Below are 19,229 nucleotides of genomic sequence, written 5' to 3' on the forward strand. Positions count from 1 at the left end.
GTAATGGCAGAGACAGAGTCGATCACCGTCGCGGACGTCAGCGACGGACCCTGTGGGAGCGGCGAGCCGGGTCGGTCGGTCGACCTGCCCGTCGTCGAGTTGCTGACCGGTCGGGGCTTCATCACCGGCAAGTCCGGCTCGGGCAAGTCCAACACCGCGAGCGTCGTCGTCGAGAAGCTGCTGGACAACGGCTTCGGCATGCTCATCGTCGACATCGACGGCGAGTACTACGGTCTGAAGGAGGAGTACGAGATCCTCCACGCCGGCGCCGACGACGAGTGCGACATCCAGATCACCGTCGAACACGCGGAGAAGATCGCCACCCTCGCCCTCGAACAGAACGTCCCTATCATCCTCGACGTCTCCTCGTTCCTCGACGAGGAGGAGGCCGCGGAGCTCCTGACCGAGGTCTCCAAGCGCCTGTTCGCGAAGGCCAAGAAGCTCAAACAGCCCTTCCTGATGCTCGTCGAGGAGTGCCACGAGTGGATCCCCCAGAAGGGAAGCGTCGGCGAGTGCGGCAAGATGCTGATCAAGATCTCCAAGCGCGGCCGCAAGCACGGCCTGGGCATCGTCGGCATCAGCCAGCGCCCCGCCGACGTGAAGAAGGACTTCATCACGCAGTGCGACTGGCTCGTCTGGCATCGCCTGACCTGGAACAACGACACCAAGGTCGTCAGCCGGGTGCTCGACCGCGAGTACGCCGAGGCGGTCGAGGATCTGGACGACGGCGAGGCATTCATGATGAACGACTGGGCCGAGGCGATCCAGCGCGTCCAGTTCCACCGCAAGCAGACCTTCGACGCCGGCGCGACGCCCGGCCTCGACGACTTCGAACGCCCCGACCTGAAGTCCGTCAGCGACGATCTGGTCTCCGAACTGGCGGAGATCAGCGAGGAGAAAGAGCAGACAGAGGACCGCATCGCCGAACTGCGGGACCAGCTCGACGACAAGAACTCCCGGATCGCGGAGCTCGAAGCGGAGCTTCAGGACGCCAGGGACATGCAGCGGATGGCCGACCAGTTCACCCAGGCGCTGGTCGACCACGTCAAGGGCGCGAATCCGGGTCGGACCGAACAGCAGCGGATGCGCGACCAGCGCGCGGCCGCCACCGGGGACCAGGCCTCGTTCGACGAGGCCGGTCGCTGGGGAGACGGCCCGTCGGACCGCGAGGAGGACCGTCCGCTCCCCGACGAGACCGCCCGAGAGGACGACGGCTACGAGCAGAACGCGATGACCTGGAACGGCGACGGGGCGGCCGCGAACGGCGGAGTCACCGGAACCGACGCGAACGCGAACGGCGGAGCGACCGCCGCGGACGACGGAACGGCCGACGCGAACGGCGACGACGCCGGTGCCGGCATGTTCGACATGGCGGGCGCGTTCGGCGACGACGGGGACGATACGGCGACCGAGGCCGCGGGCGCGGCGACCGACGGCGGGATGGTCGACGACGCGGCCGGGACCGACGGTTCGACCAACACGGCGGCGATGACCCGTGGGTTCGACGCCGTCGACGGGAACCCGCTCGGCGACCGCGCGACCGACGCGTTCGAGGCCGGGACGACGGCGACCGTCGACGCCGACGCCGTCGAGGACGCGGCGGCGTTCGCCCGCGGACTCGCGAACGATCTCGCTGACCTCGGTCCTGAGACCCGACAGATGCTCCGGTACTACCGCGACCACGGCCCCGGCACGCCGATGGACGCGCTGTTCGCCGCCGGCGGGTCCGAGGACCGCACGTCCGCCTACGCGCGCAACCGCCGACTCCGCGTCCGCGGCCTCGTCGAACACGTCGGCCGCGGCCGGTACGACTACCGCGTCACCGAACTCCTCGCCGAGCGCACCGACCGCGACGACGTCGTTCCGTTCGTCGAACAGGTCGAGAGCGTCCTCGAAAACGGCGACGCCGACGCGTCCGCGAGCGCGGACTGACACCGGGCCGAGTCGACACTCGTCTCTCGACCCTTTCTGCAGTGCAGCGATCTGGCCGCTGAGCCGACTTGCCTCGAAATCTCAACGGTGACCTACGTCCCACACGGCGACTGGTCGCTCGGGTACAGCGCGACGACTTCCGCGGGATCGAGCCGGAAGTCGTACCGGAGACAGGCGCTCTCGCCGCTCTCGCCGAACAGGTCGCCGGAGACCCGGTGGTCGCCGGCGACGGCGTGGAAGCGCTCCCACTCCCGATCGGTCGACGGTTCGATGGCTTCATCGCGTTCGGCACCCGCGGTGAGTTCGAACTCGTGCCACTCTCCGAGCCCGTCGGCCGCCTCCAGCGCGAAGTGGAGCGTTCGCCGGCCGTCCGTCCGGTTCGACAGTCCGAGGTGGAGTTCACGGAGCGAGTCACCGCTGCTGAGACCGTCTCTGCAGCCGGCGAGTCCGGAGAGCGCTGCGACGCCACAGGCGACGAACCGGCGTCGGGTGGAGGGCATACCTGTCACTGCGCGAGAACCGAGCAAAAGCGCTCCGCTCGGCGGTCGATCGGCGACGAGCGGACGGACGATCGATGCCAGTCCCGTAGTGCCGTCGCCGCTTCGGACCGCCGAGGGAGATCAGATCTCGGGCAGTCGCAGACCCGCGGCGACCATCGCGAGCGCGCCGACCGCGAGCACGGCGAGGCCGGGGAGGAAGGATCCGGTCAGGTCGCGGAGCCCGCCGACGAGGAACGGGCCGAAGAAGCCGCCGAGTTCGCCGACCGCGAAGACCAGGCTGACGGCCGTCGCGGTCAGCGCCGGACCGATGTCTTCTATCTCGGTCGGGATGGCGCGCACGAGCGGCGAGACGCCGCCGACGCCGATTCCGGCGACGAGCGCGGCCCCACCGGCGCCGACGGCGTCCCCGACGAAGACGAGCGCGACGACGCCGACGACGGCGGCGAGCCCGCAGGCGACGACTCCCTCGCGTCTACGGCCGAGGCGGTCAGACGCGGGCGGGACGACGACCGTCCCGACGGCCTGGCCGACGACGAACAGCGTGGCGACCATCGCGGCGACATCGGGCGAGACGCCGCGAGACCCGGCGAGCGTCGGGAGCCACCCCTGTAGGCTGTGGCCGAGCAGGAGGTACGCCGTACCGACGACGACGAGCAGCCGCATGACGCGGTGGGAGAACACCCGCTTCACGTCGGTCCGGAGGGAGACCAGCGAGAAGGCGCTCTCGCCGTCGCCACCGTACGGCGTCCCGTACCGGCGGGCGTGCCAGACGGCGACCGGAATCCAGACGAGGAGGAAGGCGAGCGCCGCTGCGCCGAGCGCGCGGAAGGTCGGGCGCCACCCGCCGAGCGCCGGGCCGAGGATCGCCCGACCGACGCTGTATGCCGCGGCGGTCCCCGCGTAGGAGCCGAGGATGTACACCGTCGACATCGTCCCCAGCAGGCGCGCGGGGAAGACGCTCGCGACGAGTTTCGGCAGGCCGAACGTGATCCCGGTCGCGCCGACGGCGAACAGGACGGTCGTGGCGAGCATCCCGGGGAAGCCGGCGGTCGCCGAGCGGAGCAGTTGCGCGACGGCGAAGATACCGACGGCGAGGGCGATCCCGCGACGCGCGCCGATGCGGTCGAGGACGAGCCCCGAGAGCAAGGAGAGAGGGACGTAGGTCAGGGGGACGGCGCCGACGAGCGCACCGGACTGGGTGTCCGAGAGGTCGAGGCCGTCCGCGATGGGGTCGAGGAAGGCCGCGAGCGCGAACCAGTTCGCCATCAGCAGGAGGTAGCTGAGCGCGCCGAGGACGACGAGCAGGTAAGAGCTGGGCGGGACGACATCGCCGGCGTCCGTGGTGTCCGGGTTGCCGGGGGCGGGGCCGTCCAAGTCGCTGGGGCCGTCCGAACCGGCGACGATGTCCGCGCCGTTCGAGCCGCCGGCGGAGTCGGCGTCCTCGACCATGAGTCCGCTAGCGACGGACGCCCCCTAATAAGCTCCGTCGCCTCGTTCGCGGCGCGCTCGTCGCCTCGTTCGCGGCGCGCTCGTCGCCTCGTTCGCGGCCGCCGAGACGGTTCGCGACCGCGTCGCCCTCCCCGTGGTCGACGCCCGAGACCGATTCCACGAGCGGGGCGACGGAGGCCATTCCGCGCCGGTGAGACGAAGCTTCCTCTGCGACCGGGGTGACGAGGCTTATTCAACGAGCGGTGCGACGAGGTCTTCGAGCGCGGCCCGCGGATCGTCGGCCTTGGCGACGCCGCTGGCCAGCAGGACGCCCGAGGCGCCCAACTCGCGCGCGGCGTCGAGGTCGTCGCCCGTCGAGATGCCGGCGCCGCAGAACACGTCGACCGAGTCGTCGACCGCGGTGGCCGCCTGGACCGCATCGGTGACGATGTCGGGGTCGGCCTTGCTGACGGGCGTCCCCGTGCCGATGAGTTCGGGCGGTTCGACGGCGACGGCGTCCGGGCCGAGCGCGGCCGCGGCGCCGACCTGCCCGGGGTTGTTCGCGCAGACCACCGTCTCCAGCCCCGCGCGCTCGGCCGCGTCGAGGCCCGCGTCGATGTCGGCGAGCTTGCGCCGGGCCTCGGAGTGGTTGAGGAGCGTACCGGTCGCGCCGGCGTCGGCGACGGCCTCGGCGAGCGTGCTACCGGTGTGGCTGCCGTGTTCGACGGGGCTGACGTGCTGTGCCCACGTCTCGACGCCGGTCTCGGCGACCGCCGAGAGGTGGGCGGCCTGCGGGGCGACGGCGACGCGGACGCCGCTCTCTTCGCTCACGTCGCGGGCCGCCTCGGCGACGGCGACCGGATCGCACGGGTAGGCTTTCAGATTGACCAGGACGAACATACCCGGGAGGCGAACCCGGACGGAGAAATAGGTTGTGAGTCCGGCGAGACTGGCGCCGCGGTCGCCCGAATCGTCGGGCGGAGGGTCCGCCCGAGAACGCGGAGGCGTCGGCGACCGACGCGGCCGCCGAGGGTGAGAGTTAAGGCGGTGTCCTCGTAACCTACGTCCGTTGTGACACAGGGGACCGAAAAGCGAGGGACGGTGCTGGTCGTGGAAGACGAGACCCACCTCGCGGAGCTGTACACAGAGTACCTCGACGGCGAGTACGAGGTGCGGACGGCATACGGCGGCGTCGAGGCGCTGGAGATGCTCGCTTCGGACCTCGACGTCGTGCTGCTGGACCGGCGGATGCCCATCGTCTCCGGCAACGAGGTCCTCGCGGCGATCGAAGAGCGGGCCCTCCAGTGCCGGGTCGCCATGGTCACCGCCGTCGACCCCGACTTCGACATCATCGACATGGGCTGTGACGACTACGTGGTCAAGCCGGTGACCCGCGACGACCTCGAAGCGGTCGTCGACCGACTGATGAAGCTCTCGGAGTACAACGACCGGATGCGGGAGCTCACCTCCAAGCGGCTCAAGCGGAACGTCCTCGAAGTCGAGAAGACCGAATCGGAACTCGCCGAGAGCGACCTGTTCCGTCGCCTCCAGCGCGAGATCGCAGAGATGGAAGACGACGTGCAGGGCATCGCCGACGAGCTCGGCACCGACTACGTGACCAGACAACAGTAGCCTCGCGCCCGCGACCCAGCGGGGCGCGGTCTCTGCCCACCGATACCGTCCGCTTTCTCGACCTATCGTCTGTGTAGAGCGGCCGTCCCGCTCGTTCGCCCGCGACCCTCAGGAGTCCTTCCGCTCGACGACGTCGCCGAGCGTGTACTCGCCGGTCGAGTCGCCGCCCGACCACTCGGACTCGTCGGCGGTCCCGCCGGCCGAGAGGTCGACGTCGAGGGCGCTCTCGAGCTTGGTCTGGACCTCGTCGCTCGGCAGCGTGTCGCCGCGCTCGATCTTTCGGATGAGGCTCGCCTTCTCGTTGAGCTTGCGCGCCAGGTCCTCCTGGCTCAGACCCGCGGACTCGCGCGCCGAGCGGACGGTCTCGTCGTAGTCCTGTGCGAGCTCGTCCATCTCGTCGAACATGTCCCGCCGCGGACGCGAGGACCCACCGCCGGAACTCGAAGACGACGAAGACGAGGACGAGGAGGAAGACCCGTCCGACGAACTCGACGACGTGGAGTACTTCGTCGACGCGCCGGAGGAGGACTGCTGTTTCACCTCGGTCCCGAAGTCCGTGCACTCGTCGCAGACGTCGAGCTCCGCCCCCTCGATCTTGACGCGGTTGGGGGAACTCGTCTCCTTCCCGCACATCTCACACTGAACCATGGTCCACCCTTACCGGCGACTGTTGATAAAGTATACGCCAGCGACGGCAGGAACGCCCGCGCGGCGGCCGCGGCCGCGCCGATGCCACCTGCCTTTTTGCCGCTCTCGCCCGTATCTCGCGTATGGAGACCAGACCCCTCGGCGACACCGGACAGGAGAGCAGCGTCCTCACCTTCGGCGCCATCGCCCTCGATTTCCTCGACCAGGACGAGGCGGACGAACTGACCGACGACGTCCTCGACCGCGGCGTCAACCACGTCGACGTGGCGCCCCAGTACGGCACCGCGGAGGTCAAGCTCGCCCCGACGCTCGCCGACCGCCGCGACGAGGTGTTCCTCGGCTGCAAGACGCTCGAACGCAGCTACGAGGGCGCCTGGGAGAAGTTAGAGGAGTCGCTCGACCGGCTCGGGACCGACCACATCGACCTCTACCAGTTCCACGCCGTCACCGAGTCTTCGGAGGTCGACGCTATCACCGCCGACGACGGCGCCCTGAAAGCCTATCGCGAGGCCCAGGAGGAGGGACTCGTCGACCACATCGGCCTGACGAGCCACGGCTCCCCGGACGTGATCCGCGAGGCCGTCGAGCGCATCCCCGACCTGGAGACGGCGATGTTCCCCGTCAACGCGACCGTCGCCGCCAAGGACGACGCCGCCCACGAGTTCCCGGCGCTCGCGCGCGAACTCTCCGAGCGGGGGATGGGCGTGCTGGCGATCAAGACCTTCGCGAAACAGCCGTGGCCCGACGACCTGGCCGACGAGGAGCGACCGTACAATACCTGGTACGAACCGTACGACGACCCCGCGGAACTCCGGCGGTGTCTCCGCTTCACGCTCGCCCAGGAGGGCGTCACGACGCTGACCAACGCCGGCGACCCGCGACTGGTCGACCCCATCCTCGACGCCGCGGCCGACTTCGAGCCGATGGACGACGACGAACGGGCCGCGATGGTCGAGGAGCGCCGGTCCGACGAGTCGCCCGTACCGACGGTCGACATCTGACCGCGACTGCGTGGCCCGGCCGCGGACGGCTCTCTCGACCGCGCGGACCGAGGGAGGTACAGGCGGGTCTCACGGACCGGAACCGTCGAATCTCCGGTACAGCACGAAGCCGGCGAGGACGAACGGGGCACCGACGACCGCGAGGAACCGCACGTCGAAGCCGCCGTCCTTCCGCGCGGATTCTGCGCTGACCGTGACCACTGGTGACGCGGACTCCGCAGTAGGTTGGGGTGCTGTCGCCGTGGATCTCCCGGAAGACCGGTCTCCCGTGGCCGTTTCCTCGACCGTCGCCGGTGGCGGGGATCCCGCATCGGACGGGGTCGCAGTCGGCGACGGTTCGGGCTCGGTCGAGTCGACCGTCACGGTGGAGAGGACTTCGTTCTCGAGGGCGAGCTCGTAGGTCCCCGGCCGGTCGAACCGGTGGGCGAACGTGACGGTCGAATCGCCGAACGCGCCCACAGAGAGATTCTCGCTCGCGACGCGCTCGCCGTTCGCCAGCAAGTCGGCCGTGTACGTTCCCGAGACACCGCCGGTGTTCTCGACGGAAGCGGTGACGGTCGCGGTGTCGCCGACGGTGGCCGTCCTCGCGGAGCGGTCGGTGGCCGTCACGTCGAACGCCGGGACGGTCGAGCCGACGACGAACAGCGACAATCCCGGCGACGTGGCTTCGAAGACGTACTCCCTGTCGGTCTCGTCGACGAGCGCGGCGTCGAGTTCGCGCCACTGCGTGCCTTCGTCGCGATAGAGCGCCACCGCATCGGCGTCGAGACCGGCGGACTCGACGGCGGCCTTGCCGAGGCGGAAGCGGAACGTGACATTCTCGATATCCGCGTCGCTCACCGAGTGGTTCACCACGACGTACCCCGCGGGCGTCGCGCCCGTGTCCCGATGGAACGACGCCTCGTCGGTCGGTGCCTCGGCGCGTTCGTAGGTGGCGACGTCGAGCGAGAAGTCCGCCTCGGTCGTGACGTTCATCGTCAACCGGGAGACCGACACGTTCCGACCGAACGTGCCCGGCGAGCCCCCAATTTCGTCGTCGTCGAACTCGATGACGACGGGCTCCCCGGGACCGGGGTCGCTGACGGAAACGGTCGCCCGGCCGCTCCCGGTCTCCGCGGACCGGTCGACGACGACGGTCGGTTCGGGATCCGCGTCCGTAGCGGTAGTGCCGCCGCCACTGCCACCGTCGTTCGACGGAGTCGGGTTCGATGGCTGTGGGCTCGATCGCACGGTCACGTTCCGAACCGCCGAGTCGGAATTGCCGGCGGCGTCGGTCACCGTCAGCGCCACCGCGTACGTGCCTGCCGCGTCGTACGTGTGGGCGGCCGTCGCGCCGGTCGCGTTCGCACCGTCGTCGAAGCCCCACTCGTAGCTCGCGACGCCGACGTCGTCCGTCGAGTTCGTCGCGTCGAAGGCGACACTGTCCCCGACTCGAACGGTCGTGTCGTTCCCGACGAGGGCGGTCGGTACGGTCCGGTCGGTTACCGTGACGACGATCGTGTCGGTGTCACGGTTGCCGCTCGTATCCGTCACGGTCACGTCGACGGAGTACCTCCCCGGTTCGGCGAACGCGTGCGTCACGTTCTCGCCGGTCGCATTCTCCTCCTCACCGAACGTCCACTCGTAGGCGGCGATGCCGACGTTGTCGCTCGACTCGTTCGCGTCGAACGTGACGGCGTCCCCGACCGCGACGGTTCGGTCACCGCCCGCATCACCCGTCGGAGCGGTCGTATCGACTGTGACGCTCAGTGGCGACGACCGGCGGGTGTTGCCGGCCGCGTCGGTGATCGTCGCGGTGAGGCCGTGTGTGCCCTCCGAGAGCGCCGCCCCCGGGGTGAACGACCAGTCGCCGCTCCCGTCGACCGTCGCCGTCCCGAGCGACCCGTCACGGTCGGAGGCGATCTCGACGGTCGCGCCGGCCCTCGCGGTCCCCGAGAGCGTCGGCGTCGTCTCGTTGGTCACGCCGTCCGTGTTCGACGCCCCGGTGTCGCTCGCATCGGTGAGGGCGAGGACGGGCGGTGGCGGTGCCGTCGAGTCCACGACGACGAGTGTCGGCGACGACTCGGCGGTGTTACCAGCGCTGTCGGCCGCCCGCGCGACGATCCCGTGGGCACCCTGGGAGAGGGCCGTCCCCGGAGTGAGCGACCAGTCGCCGCTCCCGTCTGCGGTGGTCGTCCCGAGCGTCCCGTCGATCGACGAGATCACGGTGACCGCCTCACCGGGACCGGCAGTTCCCGTGATCGTCGGCGTCGTCTCGTTGGTCACGCCGTCCGTGCTCGACTCACCGGTATCACTCGCGGCCGCGAGGCCCGGAACCGACGGCGTCGCGGGCGGGGTCGTATCCACGACGACGGTCAGTCCGGGCGAGAACGAACCGGTGTTCCCCGCGGCGTCGGTCGCTCGCGCCGTGACCGTGTGGGCGCCTTCGGAGAGGGCCGTTCCCGGGGTGAACGACCAGTCGCCGTCGCCGTCGGCTGTGGTCGTCCCGAGCGTGCCGTCCAGGTCCGAACGCACCTCGACCACCGCGTTCGCCTCGGCCGTTCCCGTGATCGTCGGCGTCGTCTCGTTGGTCACGCCGTCCGTGCTCGATTCGCCGGAATCGCTCGCGGGGGCGAGGGCCGGAGCCGACGGTGCCGCGGGCGGGACAGTGTCCTCCACGGTGACGGTGAGCGTATCGGAGTCGGCGTTCCCGGCGGCGTCGGTGGCGGTGAGCGTGACGGTGTACGTTCCGGGGTCGTCGTAGGTGTGTGTCGGCGTCCGGCCGGTCGCCGTGTTCCCGTCGCCGAAGTCCCACTCGTACTCGTCGATACCGACGTTGTCGCTGGAGGCGCTCGCGTCGAAGGTAGTCGCCGCGCCCTGATCGACGGTCTGGTCCGCGCCGGCGTCGGCGGTCGGCGCGGTCCTGTCCTCGACGGTCACCGTCTCCGTGACGCTCGCATCCCCGCCCGAGACCGAGACCGTGTGGTCTCCGACGTCCCACAGCCGTTCCGTGGTCGTGATCGTTGTGGATCTCCCGCCGGGGACGATGCCGTACTCCCTGGCGACGACCGTACCGTCGACCGCGAACGACACCGCGTACTCGGCGTCCGCTTCCCCGGTGTTCGAGACCGTCACTTCCGCCTCGACGGCGCCACCGGGCGTGAGCGTCGTCGGCGAGACGACGGGCTCGGAGTAGTCGAGGTTCGCCGACGGGAGCGCCCACTGCAATTCCGGGTACGACTCCGTCATCGCCCACGTCGAATCGAAACCGAGGTCCATGTTCTCGGCCGCGTCGGCGCCGGTCATCTCCGCGGTGGTGAGGCCGGTGCCGGCGTCTGACGACGACTGCCCACTGGTCTCGGTGTCCCAGTAGGACGACGTGACGGTGTCCAAGTTGTAACCCACGAGACCGCCCGAGTCCATCCCTGAAACGGAACCGGTCGCGTACGACCGAGTCACGGTGTCCAAGTTGTAACCCACGAGACCGCCCGATTCCGGCCCTGAAACGGAACCGGTCGCGTACGACCGAGTGACGGTCCCCCTGTTCCGGCTCACGAGACCGCCTGCGTAATCTCCCGAAACGGAACCGGTCGCGTACGACCGAGTCACGGTGCCCGAGTTGTAACCCACGAGACCGCCCGAGTCCATCCCTGAAACGGAACCGGTCGCGTACGACCGAGTGACGACCCCGTCGTTCTCGCTCACGAGACCACCCATAATACCGGATCCGGAGACGGTGGCCGACGACGAGGCGTTCGTCACCGAACCGCTACTCCCGACGATTCCGACGACCCCACCGACGCGGTACTTGTCCCCGACGACCGTCCCGTTTGTGCTGACATTCATCAGGGAGCCGTCGCTCTGCCCGGCGAGGCCACCTACGCCGTCCGGGTACGCGCCGTTTCCGTGAACATCGATGTCTTCGAGGGCCACGTTCGCGACGGTCCCGCTACTCCCGATATAGCTGAACACCCCGACATCGTTCTCCGACGGACGGTCGATGGTCAATTCCGAGATCGCGTATTCGTTCCCGTCGAACGTGCCGGTGAACTGGTTCGCCGAGTCACCGATCGGGTCGAACCCCGACCCGCCGTTCCAGTTGGCGGTCCCGCTCGCGTCGATGTCGGAGACGACCTCGTAGTGGCTGCCCAGCGCGTCGGCCCTGTCGACCGCGTCGCCGTGGTTTTCGCCGAGACACTGGAGCTGTGCCGCGGACCCTATCTGATAGGGGTTGGCTTCGCTCCCGTCCCCGGCGTAGTTCACGTCGCTACAGACCGGGGCGGCGTTCCCTGCGGCCGCGACGCCGGCGAACCCGACGTTCGCCGTCGCGGCGGCCACACCCAACAGCACCACCAGATACAGCGCACGCGTCCGAACGGGCGCTCGCGTCACCGAACCCACCCGCCCGAGCACCCTCGACAGTCGTCTGCGAATCGTTCGCTCGCCCGCCTCGGAGCCTCGCGGGCCACCCACCCGTTCGACCGTGGCCGATCTACCATTGCCGCAGTCTTCGCCGTAGATCCGTTATAGCCATCGGTAAACTGAGAGGTCGATCGTGAACAGGCTGTTCACGTCCGAACAGCCGGTTCGAGGGGAGAACGGTTAAGATAATTGCCCCGTCAGAAGCCGCATGGACGGGTCGGATACCGACGAAGCGGTCACGCTCCTCCGTCGAGCGACCGTTCTCTCCGCTTGTCAGGAGGCGGCGTTGACGAGGCGCCAGCTCACCGAGCGTGTCGACACCTCCCGGACGACGATCTACCGGGCGACCGTCGCGCTCGAAGAGCGGGGGCTAGTGCAAAAGACCGGCAAAGGGTACCTGACGACGCCGTACGGTCGGGCGCTGGTCGCCGCGACCGAGGCCTTTCTGGACGCCGTCGAAGCGGTCGACCGCCTCGAACCGCTGCTCGACATCGTCGACCATCCAGACCTCGTCGAACACGCCCACCTGTTCACGGACGCGCGAGTGACCGTCGCCGACGCGTCCGATCCCTACCGCGTCGTCGACCGCGTGATGGAGCGGCTCGAAGGGACTACTCGGTCCCGCGGCACGCTCGCGAGCGTGACCTCCGTCCAGGCGCTCGAAGGGGCGACGCCCCGGCTCGAAGGGACCGACTCGATCGAACGGGTCTTCGCCGCGAGCGCGCTCGAAGGCCACGAGACCACCGGTGGCGAAGCGTTTGCCGACGTGGTGGCCGACGATACCGTCACCGTCCTCGTCGCCGACGACGACGCCGTTCCCTTTTCGTTCGCGATCGACGACGAAGGCGTCACTATCGTCGGCCACGACCCGGCGACCGGGCTCCCCACCGTCCACGGCGAAAGCGATTCCGCTACCGCTCGCTCCTGGCTCGAAACGCTGTACGAACAGTGTCGGGAAGGCGCGCGACCGATCGAGTTCGATATCGCATCCGAGCGCACCTCCGAGTGAGAGGGTCTCCGCGGTTCGTTTCGGTTCGTTGTCTGTTTCTCACGATTAGGCACCAGAACGGGCGAATTTGTCCGGATCCGCCGGTCTCGGATCGCGGGGTATTTCATTCGCCGCCTGTATTCCTCGGTTATGGACCGACGACGTTTCGTCAAGGCGGCGGGTGCGGGAGTGGCCGGACTCATCGCGGGGTGTAGCGCCGAACCGACCGGGGACGGCGACGCGACCGACACCAGCGACGGATCGACCGACAGCGGCGACGGCTCGACGGACTCGACCGGGACGGCCGACGGCACCGTCACCGGGACCGCGTCCGGCGGGACGCCGGTGCTCCGCGTGGGGACGTACCCCTCGTTCGTCGACGCGCCGAGTTCGAGCCCGGGCCCGTGGCTCAAAGAGCAGTTCGAGGCCGAACACGACGTCGAACTGAAGTGGTTCCCGCCGGAGAGCAACATGGACTACTTCCTCCAGCGGCGCCAGCAGAACGTCACCATCGACACCGACCTCTTCCTGGGTCTCACGCCCGAGAACCTGGTCAAGGCGGACCGCGGGACCGGCGACGGCGAATCGCTGTTCACCAGCGTCGACACGTCCGCGCTCTCGAACGCGGGCCACGTCGTCGACGACTACCGCTTCGACCCCCAGGAGCGCGCCATCCCGGTCGGCGCTTCGTACATCAGCCTCGTCTACAACCAGAACGCGCTGGACGAGCGCGGCGTCGGCGCGCCGGAGACCTTCGACGACCTGGCGAGCGACCCCTACGAGAACGGACTGCTCGTCCCGAACCCGCAGAACAGCGAGACCGGGAAGGAGTTCCTCTTCTGGACGATCGACCACTTCGGCGAGGACGGCTACCTCGACTACTGGAGTCGGTTGATGGACAACGGCACGCAGATCCTCAAAGACTGGGGGACCGCCTACGACGCCTACTCGAACGACGAGGCGCCGATGGTCGTCTCGTACTCGACCGACCAGGTGTACGCCGACCGCTACGACCAGGACATGGCGCGCCACCAGGTCGGCTTCCCGAACGGTGAAGGCTACGCCTACGTCGAGGGCGCCGCACCGTTCGCCGGCACCGACAAGATGGGGCTGGCGACGGAGTTCATCGACTTCGTGCTCCAGCCGGACGTCCAGGCCGAGATCGCCCAGCGCAACGTCGCGCTCCCGGCAGTCGACAACGCCGACCTCCCGAAGGACTTCGACGACCTCGTCCACGAGCCGGAGACCATCGTCAGCTTCGGCTACGACGAGCTGATGGGCAACGTCGAGCCGTGGCTCAACGACTGGTCCCAGCAGATAGCCAGCAACTGAGCCGATGAGCGCCGGCCGGGTCGTCGAGCGCGTCGGCGTCCCCCTGCTGGCAGTGGTGACGCTCGCGCTCCTCGGACTCGTCTTCTTCTACCCGGTCGGGATCGTCCTCGTCGAGTCCGTGCGGATCGACGGCGTCTACTCGCTGGCGACGTTCGCCGACGTCCTCGCCGACGAGTTCTACTTCGGCGTGTTCACGCAGGTGTTCTCCGACCCCGCGGTCCTCGTGCGCTCGTTCCCGGACTACCGGCTCGGCCTGTTCGGCTTCACCGCGTACCAAGCGCTGCTCTCGACGATCGCGAGCGTCCTGCTCGGGCTGCCCGGCGCGTACGTCCTCGCGCGGTTCGAGTTCCCCGGGCGAAAGACGATCCGCTCGCTGACGGCGCTGCCGTTCGTGATGCCGACGATTCTCGTCGCTATCGGATTCGTCGCCACCTTCGGGAAGAACGGCGTCCTCAACGTCGCGCTCGGGGCCGTCGGGCTCCCGACGTTCAACCTGCGCGGGACGCTCGCGATCATCGTCCTCGCCCACGCGTTCTACGACGCGCCGCTGATCGCCCGGATCACGGCCGCCGCCTGGGAGGGCGTCGACGCGGAGATGACCGAGACCGCCCGATCGCTGGGCGCCTCGCCGCTGCGCGCGTTCCGCGACGTGATCGTCCCGCAACTGCTCCCGGCAATCCTGACCGGGGCGCTGCTCACCTTCATCTTCTCGTTCATGTCGTTCGCCATCGTCCTCGCGCTGGGCGGGCTCAGCCTCGCGACGGTGGAGGTGTGGGTGTACCACCGGATCAGCCAGCTCGACTACGGGACCGCCTCGACGCTGGCGGTCCTGGAGATGCTCCTCTCGCTCGCGCTCACGTACGCCTACCTGCGCTACGAGGCCCGCCAGCGCGCCGCGAGCGCGGCCCGCCCGCCCGAGCGGATGGACCTCTTGGGCTCGGTCACGAAGAGCCGGCTGTTCGCGTGGGGATACGCCCTCGTCGCGGTCGTCGTCTTCGTCGTCCCCATCGTCAGCCTCGTCGTCGCGAGCGTCACCGGACCCGAGGGGTTCACGCTGCGCAACTACCGGTTCCTGATCGAGCGCCAGGCCACCGCCTACGAGTTCCAGGTCAAGCCGCTGACCGCCGTCACGAACTCGCTGCTGTTCGGCGGCGGGACGCTCCTGCTCGCCGTCCCGATGGGCGTGTTCCTCGCCGTCGTCAGCACGCGTAACTTCCGCGGACGGAAGCTGATCGACACGCTCGCGATGGCGCCGTTCGCCGTCAGCGGCGTCGTGGTCGGCCTCGGCCTCCTCCGCGGGTTCGTCTTCGGCACCGAGGCCTTCGGCTACCGGTTCACGGTCGCCGGGCCGCTCGCCATCGTCGCCGCCCACGCCGTCGGGGCCTATCCCTTCGTCACCCGGAACGTCGCGCCGGCGCTGGCTGGCATCGACGACTCCATCGTCGAGTCGGCTCGCTCGCTGGGCGCGTCGCGGGCCCGCGTCATGCTCGACATCGAACTACCGCTGGTCGTGCCGGCCGTCCTCGCGGGGACGGCCTTCGCGTTCGCCATCAGCGTCGGCGAGTTCGATTCGACGGTTATACTGGCCACGGGCGGAACCAGTTACACCATGCCAGTGGCGATCGAGCGGTTCATCGGCCGACGGCTCGGCCCCGCGACGGCGATGGGCGTGGTCCTGCTCGTCGTGACCGGCGTCAGCTTCGTGATAATCGACCGCCTCGGCGAGGGGAGTGGTTTCGGTGGGTAGACTCGAACTCGACGACGTTCGCAAATCCTTCGCCGACACCGTCGCGCTCGACGGCGTCACCCTCGACATCGCCGAGGGCGAGTTCTTCACGCTCGTCGGCCCGTCGGGTTGCGGGAAGACGACGACCCTCCGCACGATCGCGGGCCTCGAAACCCCGACGAGCGGCACCGTCCGCTTCGACGGCGTGGACGTCTCCGGCGTCCCCACGGAGGACCGGGACGTCGGCATCGTCTTCCAGAACTACGCCCTCTTCCCGCACATGAGCGTCCGCGAGAACGTCGCTTACGGCCTCAAGTTCGCCGACCCGCCGGACGGCACGTCCATCGACGAGCGCGTGACCGAACTGCTCGACCTCGTGGACCTCTCGGGGATGGGCGACCGCGAACCCGACCAGCTCTCCGGCGGGCAACAGCAGCGCGTCGCGCTCGCCAGGGCGCTGGCGCCCGCCCCCGAGATCCTCCTGCTCGACGAGCCGATGTCGGCGCTGGATGCCCGCCTCCGCGAGACGCTCCGCCGGCAGGTCAAGCGCATCCAGGCCGAACTCGACGTGACGACGGTGTACGTCACCCACGACCAGGAGGAGGCGCTCGCCATCTCCGACCGGCTCGCGGTGATGAGCGACGGCCGGGTCGAACAGGTCGGCACGCCCCGGGAGGTGTACGAGCGGCCCGCGACGGAGTTCGTCGCCTCGTTCGTCGGCGAGAACAACCTCTTCCGCGGCGAGGTCGTCGACCGGACCGGCGCGGCGACCACCGTCGCCGTGAACGGGACCGAGTTCACGGTCGACGACGGCGACCTCGCGACCGACGACCTCACCTTCTGCGTCCGCCCGGAGGATCTGGTGGTCGACGCCGACGAGAACCGGTTCGGCGTCGCCGTCGACACGGCGGAGTTCCTCGGCGAGACCACCCGCTACTACGCCGACTGGGGCGACCGGACCGTCGTCTTCCGGACCCCAGAGCCCCACGACGACGAGTCGCTGACGCTCGGCTTCGATCCCGCCGACGCGCGGGTGCTGTGACTGATTCGCGCCCCCGCCGCGTTCCGGTGGTCCAACCCGACGACTCGGATCAATACCGAGTGAATTAACCGACGAATACTCCTGTACCAGCGTATGATAACGCTCGCTTCGGACTTCCCGAGCCCGTACCCCGCGGCGATGCGCGGCGTGATCTGCTCGCGCACCGACGCGCGGATCGAAGACATCGCCCACGACTTCCCCCGCCAGGACGTGCGAGCGGCGGCCTTCTGGCTCCGCGAGGTGCTCCCGTACTTCCCGCCCGCCACCCACTGCGTCGTCGTCGACCCCGGCGTCGGGACGAACCGGGCGGCGGTCGTCGTCGAGGCCGGCGACCACCAGATCGTCGCGCCTGACAACGGCGTCGCGATCCCGGTCGCCCGGGAACTCGCCAGTGAGAGCGATACCGGCGAGAGCGACGACAGCGACGGCTTCACGGTCTGGGACGTCGACTACAGCGACGACGAGACGGCGAGCAACACCTTCCACGGGCGGGACGTGTTCGCCCCGGCGGCCGCCGACGTCCACGACGCCGACTCGGTCGGCGAAATCGACCGCTGCGCCCGGACCGACGAGTGGGTCGACCTGACCTTCCCGGAGCCCGAGGTCTCGGAGTCCTCGGCACGCGGCGAGGTGCTCGTCGTCGACGGATTCGGGAACGTCATCACGAACGTCCCGGGGGGCACCGTGGCAGACCGAGATAGCGTCCGCGTCGGCGGCGAGTCGGTCCCGGTCCGAGACGCCTACGCGGCGCTCGACGTCGGGGAGCGGCTCGTCACCGTCGGCAGCCACGGGAACGTCGAGTTCGCGGTCAATCAGGGCCGCGGCGACGACGCCTTCGGTCTCGACGTCGGCGACGACGTGCGCCTGGAGTGGTGAGTCTCAGTCGACGAACTCCCGGAGGTTTTCGAGGTTCTCTTGGCCGATCCCGGCGACCGAGAGCAACTCGTCGTCGCTCGCCGCGCGCACGTCGCGCTCGGTGACGTAGCCCGCGGTCCGGAGCTTTCCGGCGGTGGTCGGGCCGATGCCGGCGACCTCCTCGAACGGGACTTCGGTCTCGCTGTCTGCGTCGTCCTCGTCGTCGGCCTCCTCCGACTCGTCGGCCTCCGCGCCGGAGAGGATGTCGAGCGCGTCGCGGAGCGCGTCGGCCTTGTGTTTGGCTTTCCGCCCGTCCTCGCGCTCGTAGGCGGCGAGGCGCTCGCGGAGCCGCTCGTACTGCCCGGCGTCGCTCGGCATCTCCGCGCCGGGGCGCGGCCGGTAGCGCGTTCCGAGCTCGGCGTCGAAGCTGCCGCGCCTGACGAGCGTGGTCCCGCCCGATTCGTCCCGGAGGAGGACGACCTGCTCGTCGGTGTAGATGACCTGCCGCAACTCGGCGGTCCGCTGGTCTTCGAGGACGAGTCCGATCTGCGTGCCGATCCTGTTGGTTCTCGATGGATCGAGGTGTGCGTCTGACATGGTGTGCGAAGTCGTGCCTGGTTGTTTCACGGCGGCACGCGCTCCGTACAATTACCACGTCTTCAGGCGATTTGGGCCTGTCGTTTCGATGCTCAGTACAGCCCGTAGAGTGAACAATCGCGGTGGCGCGCGCTGTCGAGCGTGCCGAGCGACAGCGAGGCCGCGAGACGAAGCCGTGCGAGGGATGAGCGAAGGAGCGGACGCGACTGAGCGAATCGGCTGGGGAGGTGTGAGGCGCGGTGCTGTGCGGTGGAGGTGCTGTCTTCCTGGCGGAATGAAAGGGCGAGGCGTGCTCGCGTTCAGTTTAGTCGCCTGAGCGGGCACTATCCGAGCGAAGCGAGGATATCTCGCTCAGCGACCGCGAGCGCGCCGAGGGCTTTCAACGCATGCTGTCCGCTGCAGTCGCGCTCATCTACCTTCATTCCATGACTCGATCCATAGTAACAACTACTCAGTTCGCAGGCTATACTGAACAAAACCGTCGTTCAGTTCTACTGTGACGAGCGATCCAGATCAGCGATGTTCCACTCAGAGCGCCTTCATCGCGTAGTAGAACCGCTGGAGCGCGGTGAAGTGACCGACGACGGCGAAGAAGACGAGCAGCCAGCCGACGACGGTCAGCCCCGAGAACGACTGCGTGACGAAGCCGGCGACGACGCCGACGGCGACGACCAGCGCCAGGCGGTCCGCGCGGCCGACGAGGCCGCCGTAGACGCGGTCGAGGCCGACGGCCTGGGCCTGCGTCCCGAGGTAGGAGGTCATCAGCACGCCGGTCACGGCGGCGAGTCCGATGGCGTAGGCTTCCAGCCCGGCGGCGAGGCCGGCGATGATGACGATGTCGGCGTAGCGGTCGATGACGTGGTCCAACAGGTCGCCGGCGGCGCTCCCCGTCCCGAGATCGCGGGCGAGCTCGCCGTCGACCAGGTCGAGCCAGCCGTTGAGCGCGACGGCGACGGCGCCGCCGACGTACAGCAGCGGGTCGCGCCGGGGCGCGAGCGCGAAGGCGGCCGCGCCGACGACCGCGAGAACGAGGGCGATGACGCTCACGCCGTTGGGCGTCAGACCGACGCGCTTGGCGAGGGTCACCGACGGCGCGAGGGCGCCTTTCACCGCGGGGCGGAACCTGTCCAGGGTCATCTGGGGGTGG

16 protein-coding genes are annotated in these 19,229 nt (G+C 69.2%); 8 read left to right on the forward strand and 8 right to left on the reverse strand.

Annotated features, from left to right (window positions below; all coding sequences use genetic code 11):
* The first annotated feature begins 3 nt into the window (after window positions 1-3).
* Window positions 4-1,932, forward strand: coding sequence for a helicase HerA domain-containing protein (locus ACMGFH_RS04900; RefSeq protein ID WP_415381679.1), 1,929 nt, complete (start codon window positions 4-6; stop codon window positions 1,930-1,932).
* A 92-nt stretch (window positions 1,933-2,024) separates the two neighbouring features.
* Here the strand turns inward: ACMGFH_RS04900 and ACMGFH_RS04905 are convergent, their stop codons facing one another.
* The 4 genes from ACMGFH_RS04905 to tpiA all read right to left on the reverse strand — a co-directional run bounded on the left by ACMGFH_RS04905 (window position 2,025) and on the right by tpiA (window position 4,760).
* Window positions 2,025-2,432, reverse strand: a complete 408-nt coding sequence (locus ACMGFH_RS04905; RefSeq protein WP_415381680.1) for a hypothetical protein — start codon at window positions 2,430-2,432, stop codon at window positions 2,025-2,027.
* A gap of 120 nt (window positions 2,433-2,552) precedes the next feature.
* On the reverse strand, window positions 2,553-3,881 hold the full coding sequence (locus ACMGFH_RS04910; RefSeq protein ID WP_415381681.1) for a CynX/NimT family MFS transporter: 1,329 nt from the start codon (window positions 3,879-3,881) through the stop codon (window positions 2,553-2,555).
* A 7-nt stretch (window positions 3,882-3,888) separates the two neighbouring features.
* Complete coding sequence (locus tag ACMGFH_RS04915; RefSeq protein ID WP_415381682.1) at window positions 3,889-4,062, reverse strand: hypothetical protein; 174 nt, start codon at window positions 4,060-4,062, stop codon at window positions 3,889-3,891.
* 47 nt (window positions 4,063-4,109) lie between these two features.
* A complete protein-coding gene (tpiA, locus tag ACMGFH_RS04920) occupies window positions 4,110-4,760 on the reverse strand; it encodes a triose-phosphate isomerase (RefSeq protein ID WP_415381684.1) in 651 nt (216 codons plus the stop codon).
* Window positions 4,761-4,931: 171 nt separating this feature from the next.
* Here tpiA and ACMGFH_RS04925 point away from each other — a divergent pair, with 171 nt between their 5' ends.
* Complete coding sequence (locus ACMGFH_RS04925; protein WP_415381685.1) at window positions 4,932-5,492, forward strand: response regulator; 561 nt, start codon at window positions 4,932-4,934, stop codon at window positions 5,490-5,492.
* Between the two features lie 108 nt (window positions 5,493-5,600).
* Here the strand turns inward: ACMGFH_RS04925 and ACMGFH_RS04930 are convergent, their stop codons facing one another.
* A complete protein-coding gene (locus ACMGFH_RS04930; RefSeq protein WP_415381686.1) occupies window positions 5,601-6,140 on the reverse strand; it encodes a multiprotein bridging factor aMBF1 in 540 nt (179 codons plus the stop codon).
* 122 nt (window positions 6,141-6,262) lie between these two features.
* Between ACMGFH_RS04930 and ACMGFH_RS04935 the strand changes: the two genes are divergently transcribed.
* A complete protein-coding gene (locus ACMGFH_RS04935) occupies window positions 6,263-7,141 on the forward strand; it encodes an aldo/keto reductase (protein WP_415381687.1) in 879 nt (292 codons plus the stop codon).
* 69 nt (window positions 7,142-7,210) lie between these two features.
* On the opposite strand, the gene ACMGFH_RS04940 is transcribed toward ACMGFH_RS04935, so the two are convergent.
* Window positions 7,211-11,512: an Ig-like domain-containing protein gene (locus tag ACMGFH_RS04940; protein ID WP_415381688.1), complete on the reverse strand. Its 4,302-nt coding sequence runs from the start codon at window positions 11,510-11,512 to the stop codon at window positions 7,211-7,213.
* A 238-nt stretch (window positions 11,513-11,750) separates the two neighbouring features.
* Between ACMGFH_RS04940 and ACMGFH_RS04945 the strand changes: the two genes are divergently transcribed.
* The 5 genes from ACMGFH_RS04945 to ACMGFH_RS04965 all read left to right on the forward strand — a co-directional run bounded on the left by ACMGFH_RS04945 (window position 11,751) and on the right by ACMGFH_RS04965 (window position 17,506).
* Window positions 11,751-12,551, forward strand: coding sequence for a helix-turn-helix transcriptional regulator (locus ACMGFH_RS04945; protein WP_415381689.1), 801 nt, complete (start codon window positions 11,751-11,753; stop codon window positions 12,549-12,551).
* 129 nt (window positions 12,552-12,680) lie between these two features.
* The gene (locus tag ACMGFH_RS04950) at window positions 12,681-13,862 is read left to right on the forward strand and encodes a thiamine ABC transporter substrate-binding protein (RefSeq protein ID WP_415381690.1); all 1,182 of its coding nucleotides are present in this window, start codon (window positions 12,681-12,683) and stop codon (window positions 13,860-13,862) included.
* 4 nt (window positions 13,863-13,866) lie between these two features.
* Window positions 13,867-15,609 (forward strand): ABC transporter permease, encoded by a 1,743-nt coding sequence (locus ACMGFH_RS04955; RefSeq protein WP_415381691.1) that lies wholly within the window; start codon window positions 13,867-13,869, stop codon window positions 15,607-15,609.
* Window positions 15,602-16,630 carry an ABC transporter ATP-binding protein gene (locus ACMGFH_RS04960; RefSeq protein ID WP_415381692.1) on the forward strand — a complete coding sequence of 343 codons (1,029 nt, stop codon included), beginning with the start codon at window positions 15,602-15,604 and terminating at the stop codon, window positions 16,628-16,630. The genes ACMGFH_RS04955 and ACMGFH_RS04960 overlap by 8 nt, the downstream gene beginning before the upstream one ends.
* Window positions 16,631-16,723: 93 nt before the next feature.
* A complete protein-coding gene (locus ACMGFH_RS04965; RefSeq protein WP_415381693.1) occupies window positions 16,724-17,506 on the forward strand; it encodes an SAM hydrolase/SAM-dependent halogenase family protein in 783 nt (260 codons plus the stop codon).
* A 3-nt stretch (window positions 17,507-17,509) separates the two neighbouring features.
* Here the strand turns inward: ACMGFH_RS04965 and ACMGFH_RS04970 are convergent, their stop codons facing one another.
* Window positions 17,510-18,082 (reverse strand): helix-hairpin-helix domain-containing protein, encoded by a 573-nt coding sequence (locus tag ACMGFH_RS04970; protein ID WP_415381694.1) that lies wholly within the window; start codon window positions 18,080-18,082, stop codon window positions 17,510-17,512.
* 528 nt (window positions 18,083-18,610) lie between these two features.
* The gene (locus ACMGFH_RS04975) at window positions 18,611-19,219 is read right to left on the reverse strand and encodes a CDP-alcohol phosphatidyltransferase family protein (RefSeq protein ID WP_415381695.1); all 609 of its coding nucleotides are present in this window, start codon (window positions 19,217-19,219) and stop codon (window positions 18,611-18,613) included.
* Window positions 19,220-19,229 lie beyond the last annotated feature (10 nt).

The sequence above is a fragment of the Halosimplex rarum genome (assembly GCF_047715405.1).
In the GTDB taxonomy this organism is placed as follows: Archaea; Halobacteriota; Halobacteria; order Halobacteriales; family Haloarculaceae; genus Halosimplex; species Halosimplex rarum.